Origin of the sequence: Nocardioides sp. (assembly GCF_035576065.1) — a bacterium.
In the GTDB taxonomy this organism is placed as follows: Bacteria; Actinomycetota; Actinomycetes; order Propionibacteriales; family Nocardioidaceae; genus Nocardioides.
Window position 1 is genome coordinate 129,925 of record NZ_DATLWX010000043.1, and the last position, 9,465, is coordinate 139,389.

General features: G+C 70.6%; 12 protein-coding genes and 1 pseudogene. 8 read left to right on the forward strand and 5 right to left on the reverse strand.

Annotation, left to right across the window (positions count from 1 at the left end; genetic code table 11):
• The 3 genes from VNJ48_RS19740 to VNJ48_RS19750 all read left to right on the forward strand — a co-directional run bounded on the left by VNJ48_RS19740 (position 1) and on the right by VNJ48_RS19750 (position 2,763).
• Complete coding sequence (locus VNJ48_RS19740) at positions 1–1,062, forward strand: DNA polymerase IV (RefSeq protein ID WP_325605310.1); 1,062 nt, start codon at positions 1–3, stop codon at positions 1,060–1,062.
• 94 nt (positions 1,063–1,156) lie between these two features.
• Positions 1,157–1,561, forward strand: a complete 405-nt coding sequence (locus VNJ48_RS19745; protein ID WP_325605312.1) for a YbaB/EbfC family nucleoid-associated protein — start codon at positions 1,157–1,159, stop codon at positions 1,559–1,561.
• Positions 1,562–1,626: 65 nt separating this feature from the next.
• Complete coding sequence (locus VNJ48_RS19750; RefSeq protein WP_325605314.1) at positions 1,627–2,763, forward strand: hypothetical protein; 1,137 nt, start codon at positions 1,627–1,629, stop codon at positions 2,761–2,763.
• A 131-nt stretch (positions 2,764–2,894) separates the two neighbouring features.
• Here the strand turns inward: VNJ48_RS19750 and VNJ48_RS22605 are convergent, their stop codons facing one another.
• Positions 2,895–3,245 (reverse strand): TrkA C-terminal domain-containing protein, encoded by a 351-nt coding sequence (locus VNJ48_RS22605; protein WP_349255870.1) that lies wholly within the window; start codon positions 3,243–3,245, stop codon positions 2,895–2,897.
• A pseudogene (locus tag VNJ48_RS19755) lies at positions 3,228–4,088 on the reverse strand (ATP-grasp domain-containing protein); the annotation flags it as partial. The gene VNJ48_RS22605 and the pseudogene VNJ48_RS19755, both read right to left, overlap by 18 nt.
• 25 nt (positions 4,089–4,113) lie before the next feature.
• Here VNJ48_RS19755 and VNJ48_RS19760 point away from each other — a divergent pair.
• The 3 genes from VNJ48_RS19760 to VNJ48_RS19770 all read left to right on the forward strand — a co-directional run bounded on the left by VNJ48_RS19760 (position 4,114) and on the right by VNJ48_RS19770 (position 6,704).
• Positions 4,114–4,599 (forward strand): ATP-dependent zinc protease, encoded by a 486-nt coding sequence (locus VNJ48_RS19760; protein WP_325605318.1) that lies wholly within the window; start codon positions 4,114–4,116, stop codon positions 4,597–4,599.
• Positions 4,600–4,687: 88 nt separating this feature from the next.
• Complete coding sequence (locus VNJ48_RS19765; RefSeq protein WP_325605320.1) at positions 4,688–5,632, forward strand: NAD(P)-dependent alcohol dehydrogenase; 945 nt, start codon at positions 4,688–4,690, stop codon at positions 5,630–5,632.
• A 106-nt stretch (positions 5,633–5,738) separates the two neighbouring features.
• Complete coding sequence (locus VNJ48_RS19770; RefSeq protein WP_325605322.1) at positions 5,739–6,704, forward strand: succinylglutamate desuccinylase/aspartoacylase family protein; 966 nt, start codon at positions 5,739–5,741, stop codon at positions 6,702–6,704.
• Here the strand turns inward: VNJ48_RS19770 and VNJ48_RS19775 are convergent, their stop codons facing one another.
• The 3 genes from VNJ48_RS19775 to VNJ48_RS19785 form a co-directional block, all read right to left on the reverse strand.
• Positions 6,705–7,472 (reverse strand): WXG100 family type VII secretion target, encoded by a 768-nt coding sequence (locus tag VNJ48_RS19775; protein WP_325605324.1) that lies wholly within the window; start codon positions 7,470–7,472, stop codon positions 6,705–6,707.
• Positions 7,469–7,792 (reverse strand): hypothetical protein, encoded by a 324-nt coding sequence (locus VNJ48_RS19780; RefSeq protein ID WP_325605326.1) that lies wholly within the window; start codon positions 7,790–7,792, stop codon positions 7,469–7,471. The genes VNJ48_RS19775 and VNJ48_RS19780 overlap by 4 nt, the downstream gene beginning before the upstream one ends.
• Positions 7,793–7,888: 96 nt before the next feature.
• The gene (locus VNJ48_RS19785) at positions 7,889–8,563 is read right to left on the reverse strand and encodes a hypothetical protein (protein ID WP_325605328.1); all 675 of its coding nucleotides are present in this window, start codon (positions 8,561–8,563) and stop codon (positions 7,889–7,891) included.
• Positions 8,564–8,631: 68 nt separating this feature from the next.
• Here VNJ48_RS19785 and VNJ48_RS19790 point away from each other — a divergent pair, with 68 nt between their 5' ends.
• Together VNJ48_RS19790 and VNJ48_RS19795 are read left to right on the forward strand one after the other, a co-directional pair.
• Complete coding sequence (locus tag VNJ48_RS19790) at positions 8,632–8,802, forward strand: hypothetical protein (protein ID WP_325605330.1); 171 nt, start codon at positions 8,632–8,634, stop codon at positions 8,800–8,802.
• Positions 8,799–9,455 (forward strand): NADPH-dependent F420 reductase, encoded by a 657-nt coding sequence (locus VNJ48_RS19795; protein WP_325605332.1) that lies wholly within the window; start codon positions 8,799–8,801, stop codon positions 9,453–9,455. The genes VNJ48_RS19790 and VNJ48_RS19795 overlap by 4 nt, the downstream gene beginning before the upstream one ends.
• Positions 9,456–9,465: the final 10 nt, after the last annotated feature.

The window sequence follows — 9,465 nt, forward strand, 5'->3', positions numbered from 1 at the left end:
TTGGACCAGCTCCGCGGGCTGCCTCAGCGCTGGGTGCTCCACGTCGACATGGACCAGTTCCTCGTCGCCGTCGAGCTCCTGCGTCGCCCCGAGCTGGCGGGCCGGCCGGTCATCGTGGGTGGTCGCGGCGACGCGACCGAACGCGCCGTCGTCTCGACCGCGTCCTACGAGGCCCGCGAGCGAGGGGTGCGCTCGGGGCTGGCTCTCAAGATCGCCGTACGCCGCTGTCCCGAGGCCGTCCTGCTGCCGGTCGACTTCCCGGTCTACGAGGCCGCCTCGGCCGAGGTGATGGCCACCCTGCGGCAACACCCGGGCGCCGTCGTCGAGGTGCTCGGCTGGGACGAGGCGTTCGTCGGCGTCGAGACCGAGGACCCCCTCCGGACAGCGCTGGAGATCCAGGCCGCTGTGCTGGCGAGGACCCGGCTGCACTGCTCGGTCGGGATCGGCGACACCTTGGTCCGCGCCAAGATCGCGACCGACTTCGGCAAGCCGCAGGGCACCTACTTCCTGCACCGGGACAACTGGCTCGACGTCATGGGCCACCGGCCGACCACGGCCCTGTGGGGGGTGGGCAACAAGATCGGTCAGCGGCTGGCGGCGATCGGGCTCGACACGGTCGCCCAGCTGGCCGCGAGTCCCGACGAGCCGTTGGTCGAGGCCTTCGGGCCCAACACCGGGCCCCACTTCGGCCGGCTCGGACGGGGCGAGGGCCGGTCGTGGCCCGACGACACGCCCTGGGTCGCCCGGGCGCACGGACGGGAGACGACCTATCAGGTGGACCTCGCCACCCGCGACGAGGTTGCTGCAGCTCTGCGCGAGCTGGCGGGGCGGGTGATCGATGACCTCGCCAAGGAGGGCCGGGCTGCCACCCGGGTGCACCTGAAGGTGCGTTTCGCCCCGTTCTTCACCCACACCAAGGTCCGCAAGCTGGCCGGCCCGACGATGGACCCCGCCGTCGTCGCGGACACCGCCCTGGCCCTCTTCGACGCGCTCGCCGACGACCGGCCGGTGCGGCTGCTCGGTGTCCGCGCCGAGATGGTCGAGCCCGAGGGCGGCTACTGAGGGTTGTCCACACGTGCAGTCCGGACGGATTGTGGCCGGCGCCTGAGGGAAAGCGTGCGAGCACCACACCACGACGACGAACGGAGCACTTCCGATGACCGACGCCCTCTCCGAGCCCTGGCTCGTCGACCTCCGCGACCAGGCCGCCCGCAGGCTCGAGCAGGTCGCCCAGCTGCAGGACGAGCTCACCACGTTGTACGCCGAAGCGCGCACCGCCGAGGGTCGCGTGCGGGTCCGCGTCAATGCCGCCGGCCGGCCGATCGCGCTCACCCTGGAGCCGACCGCGACCTCGATGCCGGCGACCGACCTCGCCGACGCGATCCTGCGCGCGGTCGAGGACGCGACGACGCAGGCGGGTGAGCGGGCCGCCGCCCTCGTGGGCTCGCTCATGCCGTCAGCCGAGCTCGACGCGATGCTGAGTGGACGCCCGACGGAGGCCGACCGGGTCGGCGTACGGGAGGGGCTGGACGCTCTCCGTGCCACGAGCAGAGGTGAGTGAGCCACATTCCCCGGCCGAGGAATGTGGCTGCCACCCCTGCGGCCCGGCATCGATATCCTCCGCACATGCGTCGACCAAGCATCCGGACAGCCACCGCCACACTCGCCTCTGTGCTGCTTGCCGCCCTGGCTTCACCGGTCCTTCCTGCCGGGGCCGCCGCGGTGACCGCTCCCGCGACCAGCCGCGAGCCGGTTCACCAGACCTGGGACTCAGGCACCGACTGGGAGTCAGGCACGTCGCGCGGTCTCGACCGCAAGGGCGGCAGGCTCGTCGTCGCTGACACTGCCCCGATACGTTCGATCGACGGCTTCGACCAACGGGTCGGCACCTGGACGTCGCCGTGGCGGCGCACGCGCCTGGTGGAGCTGACGCCGTCCTGGCAGGCGTACACCGGCCGGGGGTCACTCACGATCCAGGTGCGCGTCCGATCAGCCTCGGGCGAGAAGAGCTCCTGGGACCCGGTCGCGGTCTGGGGCACCAGTGGCAGGGACCGACGCACCATCCGTGGCCACGGTGACGACGTCGGCCTCGTCCACGAGGGCACCTGGCTCGCGCACGACGCAGCTGCGCGTCTGGACGCGTGGCAGATCCGGGTCAGGCTGACCGACCTCGCACACGACGCGTCGATCTCGAATCTGTGGCGCATCGACGCCGTGACCCGAGCCAGCACCGTGTCCACGCCGGTCCCCTCGGCTCCGGGACCGGTCGCGGGCCGGGCAGAGCTGGACGCACCCGAGCACTCCGTCGCCGACGAGCCAGGTGGACAGCGCTGGGCAACGGCGGCCGCCTTCACGATGGCCCTCACGGGCGCAGGGTCGACGAGTGAGGCTCAACGAGGACCGGTGGCCTACACCGCCAGCAAGTCCTTCGACAACGGCACCGACGCCATCGACACGTTCACCTTCCTCACTGCCTTCACCAGCGACACCGGCCTGTCCGACAGCTGGGTGACGCGGCTGTCCGGAGTCGCGGCCCTGGAGACGCACCTGCGCTCAGGCGACTACGTGGTGGTGCCTCTCGCCCACGGGGATCGACCGGTCCTCGTCGTGGGCATCGAGGTCGATGGCGATGTGATCGTGCACGACCCCACTGCACCCCGCGATGAGGAGGTGCGTGTCGTCATCGACCGCTCGGCCTTCGAGTCGGACTGGCTGGCCTCCGGTGCGCTGGCCGGCATCGTGACGGAGCAGATCATCGACTGAAGAAGGCTGCCAACCGCGACGCGGGTCGACCGGCCGACGGGATCGCCGTGCTGACCGGGCGCGCGCACCGACATCCCTCACGTTCATTTACGTCGATGAACGTCGCCGGGCGGGGTCGCGTTGTCCGCTCGTCACTCCTGCTCGTGGATCGGGTTCTTCGGCAGACGCTTGACCTTGCGGACCCGCTTGCGACGGGCCGGGATCATCGAGCGCATCTCCTCGAGCTTGCCGAAGCACAGCAGCCGGTCCTCGGGCTCCAGCACCATGTCGCCCCGCGGGTTGGGGATGACGGCGGTCCCGCGGTGCAGGGTCAGCACGCTGATGTCGCGCTCGCGCAGGCCGGAGCCACCGAGGGTCTTGCCGACGATGTCGGCGTCGCCGTGGACGAGCAGCTCTGCGACGCCGTACCCGGTGGAAACGCTGAGTCGCTGGCGGACATCGATCTGGGGGAAGGCGACCTGGTTGTCGATGTGGTCGATGATCGCGCCGGCGACGTCGAGCTTGGTGGCGGTCTCGATGCCCTCGAGCCCGGGTGAGGAGTTGACCTCCATCACGAGCGGGCCGTCGTTGCCCTCGAGCATGTCGACCCCGGCCACGCGCAGGCCCATGATCTGCGCGGAGCGGACGGCTGCCTCCTCGAAGGCCTGGTCGAGCTCGACCGGCTCGACGGTGCCGCCGCGGTGGACGTTGGAGCGGAACTCGTCGCCCTTGGCCACCCGGCGCATCGCGGCCACGACTTGGTCACCGACGACGAGCGCCCGGATGTCGCGGCCCTTCGACTCCTTGACGAAGCGCTGGATCAGGACGTTCTGCCGGGTGCTCTGCAGCGTCTCGATGATCGCCTCGGCGACCTTGATGTCCGGCGCCAGGATGACGCCGATGCCCTGGGTGCCCTCCAACAGCTTGATCACCACGGGCGCCCCGCCGACGCGCTCGATCGCCGGGATCACGTCGGCGCGGTCGCGGACGAACGTCGTGGCCGGCATCGCGATCTGGTGCTTGGAGAGGATCTGGGAGGCCCGCAGCTTGTCGCGGGAGTTCGAGATCCCGTAGGCCGTGTTGGGGGTGTAGACGTCCATCTGCTCGAACTGCCTGACCACTGCGGTGCCGAAGTAGGTGATCGAGTTGCCGATGCGCGGCAGGATCGCGTCGTAGTCGGAAAGCTGCTTGCCGCGGAACTGCAGGTCGGGATGGTCGCCCGACAGGTCGATGCCGAACCGCAGCGTGTTCAGCACCTTCACCTCGTGGCCGCGGTCCTGGGCTGCGGTGCGCAGCCGCTGCGTGCTGTAGGAGCGGGGTGCGCGGGACAAGATCGCGAGCTTCACTGTTCACACCTGATTGGATAGGGGGGTGGCAGCTCCCCATCCAACCAGCACCGATGCGGCGACTGCCGGGTGGCGTGAGTGGGTGAGCCTCCCGGGGCTCGAGGTCGAGTGGATCAAGGCCAAGCTGGACACCGGCGCCAGGTCGAGCGCCCTCCACGCCTTCGGCGTCACCGAGTTCGAGCGTGACGGGCAGGCGTGGGTCCGCTTCTCGATCCAGCCGTGGCAGCGGTCCACCGATGACTCCGTCGACGTCGAGCTCCCGGTCCACGACAAGCGACAGGTCCGCTCCTCGACCGGGCACGTCCAGGAGCGCTATGTCGTACTGATGGAGCTGACGCTGATGGACCGCACGGTCACCGCCGAGGTGACGCTGTCGAGCCGCGACCGGATGGGTTTCCGGATGTTGATCGGGCGCGAGGCGCTGCGGCAGGGCTACCTCGTCGATGCCCGGCGCTCCTATCTCGGTGGCCGGCCCAAGCGAGCCGTACGCCGCCGCAACCGCGGGATCTGAGCCGATCCCACCCCTCCACTTGTGGAGTTGTCCTTTCGCGGCTACGGTCAGCCTTACATTGTATGACTTACGCTGTAAGGGGAACGAGATGAAGGCAGCTGTCCATCGGGAGTACGGCGCACCGCAGGTCGTGCACATCGAGGAGCGCCCGGATCCGGTGCCGAGCGCGAAGCAGGTGCTCATCCGCGTCCACGCGAGCGCTGTGACGGCCGCCGACTCCCGGATCCGGGGCGCCCGCTTCCCGCGCGGCTACGGCGTGCTTGCACGGATGATCTTCGGTCTCCGCCGACCTCGCAGCCAGGTCCGCGGGGTGGTCGTCAGTGGAGTCGTCGAGGCCGTCGGCGCCCAGGTGAAGGGCTTCGCGGTCGGTGACGAGGTCTGCGGCTCGACCGGCATGGGCGGCGCTCACGCCGAGCTCGCTACTGCTTCGACCAAGCGTCTCGTGCACAAACCGGCGGCTGTCTCGCACGAGCAGGCCGCAGGGATGCTCTTCGGCGGTTCGACCGCGCTGCACTTCGTCCGCGACGTCGGCCATGTCAGCGCAGGACAGACGGTCCTCGTCAACGGTGCCTCCGGTGCGGTCGGGACCAACGCGGTGCAGCTGGCCAAGCACTTCGGCGCCGAAGTCACGGCCGTGACCAGCGCAGCGAATGCCGCCCTCCTCAAGGAGCTGGGCGCGGACCACGTCGTCGACTACGCCATCACCCCGGTCGCCGGACTCACCGAGCGGTTCGACGTCGTCATGGACACCGTGGGCAACATCGGGATCGAGGCCGGGCGGCGGCTGCTGACCGACGACGGGGTGATGCTGCTGGTGGCCGGGACGCTCGGCGAGGCGTTGCGGGCTCGCGGCAACGTCAAGGGCGGCACCACCGCAGAGCGCGCCGAGAACTACGCCACCCTGCTCGACCTGGTCGCCGACGGGACGCTCACCGTCGTCAACCAGCACGTGCTGGAGCTGGAGGACATCGTGCGCGCCTACGAGATCGCCGACTCGGGACGCAAGGTGGGCAACGTCGTCGTCCGGCCCTGACGGTCGGCTCATCGGCGAGGGTTCGCTGCTGGTCTGAGTGACCGCGACCCACGGATATCCTCACGACCGTGACCAGCGCCCCCATCCACCCCGCGCGGGACGCGTAGTGGCGCGCGAGTCCTTCGCCATCGGCACCGTGCGCATCCGCCCGGGGACGATCCGCAACCTCGAGCTGCCGATCACCCGGCTGGTGACCGGCTCCGACGTCAGCCTCCCGGTGCGGGTCGTGCACGGGCGTGAGGACGGTCCGACGGTGTGGCTCGACGCGGCCATCCACGGCGACGAGGTCGTCGGCATCGAGGTCATCCGCCAGGTGCTCGCGGGGCTGGATCCTCGGACGTTCCGGGGCACGCTCGTCGCCGTACCGATCGTCAACGTCCTGGGCTTCATGGCCAGCGACCGCTACCTACCCGACCGCCGCGACCTGAACCGGTCGTTCCCCGGTTCGGCCCGTGGCTCGCTCGCCGGCCGGATCGCCCACCTCTTCATGACCGAGGTGGTCGCCAAGTGCGAGGTGGGCCTGGACCTGCACACGGGCTCCGACCGGCGCTCCAACCTGCCGCAGATCCGCGCCGACCTCGACGACCCCCTGACCCGTGAGCTGGCCGAGGCCTTCGCCGCGCCGGTGATGCTGCATGCCGGGATCCGCGACGGCTCGCTCCGGCACGCCGCGCGGGAGCGGGGTGCCAAGGTGCTGCTCTACGAGGCGGGCGAGTCGCTGCGCTTCGACCGCTATGCCATCGATGCGGGTGTCATCGGCGTACGCCGCGTGCTGGCTGCGCTCCGGATGACGGACCCGGTCGAGGAGCCGCCGCCCACCCCGTCCGTGGAGTCGCGCGCGAGCGGGTGGGTGCGGGCGCGGCGGACAGGCATCCTCGACCTCGACGCCACGCTGGGCCAGCGCGTCACCGAGGGCGACCGGCTCGGCGCGCTCGTCGACTCCTTCGGCAAGACCCTGCGACTCGTGCACGCCAGCCGGACCGGCATCGTGATCGGGCGCACCGAGCAGGTCCTGGTCAACTCCGGGGACGCGCTCGTGCACATCGCGGACGTCCTCGCCGGCGCCACCTGATCACCAGCGCGGCCCGTGGGTGGGCTCCTCGAAGCAGCGCTCGGGCGCCACGCGGATGCGCGCGAGATCGACCGCGGGTGGCTGCCAGCTCGCGTCCAGGCCGGACAGCTGCCCGACCGCGACGCGTTCGGCCACGCTGATGAGCCGACGCTGGACGAAGGTCAGGCTCTTGACCCAGGTCTGGTAGACCCCGAGCACCAGCTGGATCCTGCGCAGCTCGAGAGCGAGCCTGCCGAGCTGCGCCGCGATCCTCGCCCCGACCACCCCCGCCCTCGCTGCGGCCGCGGCAGCCCCGGCAGCAGCGGACGCCCCGAGGGTGACGACCGCCCCGGCCGCGCTGATCACGAGCGAGACGGCTGCCCACTCGATCAGCTCCCGGATCAGGTCGCCCACGATCCGCTCCGTCTCGCGGACCGCGACCGCCGCCTGGTCGAGGAGATCGGCCACGTCGCCGGTGCGCACCGCCACCTCCTTCAGGTCACGGACCACCTCGTCCACCGCGTCGTCGAAGGCTTGGTACGCCCATCCCTCCCACTCGCCAGCGACCCGGTCGGACGCGACCCGTTGGCCGTCGGCGACCTGCGTCACGGCATCCGACATCATTCGCCAACGGTGCGCTGTCTCGTGCACCTGCTCGTCGTCGCCCGTGACCCACTCCCACTTCTCCAGCAGGGGCGCGAGCAGGGGCCGCATCACGGCCGCGATCTCACCTCCCAGTGCTCCCAGGTGCATCTCGATGTCACCGGTCGGGACGGCCCGGGCGCTCATCGGACCTCCCCGTGAAGGGCCTCGAAGCGCTCCGCCGCAGCCTCGTCGACGGACCGGTAGAGGTTGCGGACCTCACGCACTGCGTCGCTGAGGTCCTCGCAGCGTTGAGCCGCGTCCCAGATCCCCGCGCGGGTCGCGCGGTCGACGTGGCGGAACGTCGCGACGAGCTCGTGGGCGGGGAGGATCTTGCCCAGCGCGTCGGGGTCGAGGCCCGCCTCGCGCCGGGCGTCCTGGATCCGGATCAACGTGTTGCGCGCGTGGCGCTGGTCGGCGGCGGCGCGCGTCATGGCGCCGTACTCCGCAAAGAGTCGGGTGGTCATGGTGTCTCCTCCACTGCGTTGGCGGGCTGGTGGAGGGAAGGTTCCGCGTTCGGGGCACGCGGAAACCGGCACCGACCTCAGCTGTGGATGACCGCGTCAGCGCCAGCGGTGCCGCGCACTCGGGACCGGCTTGCCGGACGGCTCGCCGACCTGGACCTCGAGGCCGTAGTCCCACCCCTTCGTCAGGGGCAGGTAGTCACCCGACCAGAAGGTGCCGGGGTCGAACCACTGCGCGCGGCGGTCGAGGGCCAGCACGCCCATGTCCTGCAGCGTGGTCGCGACCACCTCGGCGCAGTACGCCTGTTCAGGGCGGATCTTGCGGCCCCGCTTCTTCTTCGCCACGTAGGCGTCCCGCCCCCGGAACCACCTGGCGGCGAGCCGGGCCGTGCTGGGGAAGGAGACCCCGTCGAGTCGCGCGATGGTGGTCATCAGCGCGTCCTCCTCCCGCCGGCCAACCTCGGGGGTGAGCTGCCTCAGCCACGCCTGCTGCCCGTAAGTGTCCGCCCACCGGTCGACCGCCCCACGCAGGTCGTGCAGTTGTACGCCGCGGTGGTTGCCGCCCGTCCACACGTCGGTCAGCACCCGCGAGAGCTCGGCGTGCCACATCAGCGGCGGGAGGTCGTCGATCACCACGGCCATCCCGACGTGGTTGACCGGCGAGTTGGTCAGCGTGCGGATGGCGCGGTCGGCCGCGGTCCGCCCCCGGAAGAGCCACAGGTCGCCGGTGCGGGTGAGGTCGACCGCTTGATCGAGGGTCAGGTGGTCGCTCATGGGCCACAGTGTGCACCGATTCCTCGTCCCGGCGGGTGAGCGCCTCGAGACGCCCTATGCTCCGACCCATGGCGAAGAGGTTCGCGTTGTGGAAGCTGCTCGGCCTGGCCGGCATCGTCGGCACGGTCGTGACCGGTGCTGCCATCGCGCGCCACGAGCGTGAGCGGCGGGCCTACTCGCCCGACGAAGTCCGCGAGCGGCTCCACCGCCGACTCGCCGAGGTCAAGGAGCACTCGTGAAGTTTGCAGTTCTGGGCACGGGCATGGTCGGGCGGGCCGTCAGCGCCGGCTTGCTGGGGTTGGGCCACGAGGTGGTCATCGGCAGCCGCGATCCCGCCGAAGGCCGGGCAAAGATGGCAACCGATGACTTCGGTGAGGGGTCGGCGATCCACGGGCAGGTCGTCGTCGCCACCTACGCCGAGGCGTGCCAGGACGCCGACCTCGTCGTCAACGCTCTCCACGGGCGCGGCGCGATCGCCGGCATCTGGTCCGCCGCGATCGCCGACGACACGGTGCTGCTCGACGTCGCCAACCCACTGGACCTGACCGGCGAGCTGCCCGTCCTGTTCGTCGGCAACGACGACTCGCTCGGCGAACAGATCCAGCGCGAGTTCCCGTCGCTTCGGGTGGTGAAGTCGCTGAACACGATGACTGCCGAAGCGATGGTCGACCCGACGGTGATCAACGGCGGCGACTTCACGACCTTCGTCTCCGGCAACGACGACGCCGCCAAGGCGCAAGTGATGTCACTGCTCGTGGCACTCGGTCACCAGGACGTCATCGACGTCGGTGACATCACGACCGCGCGAGGCACCGAGGCGCTGATGCTCGCCTGGGTCCGGCTGATGGGTCCGATCGAGTCGCCGTACTTCACGTGGAAGGTCGCGCGCTGATCCCGATCAC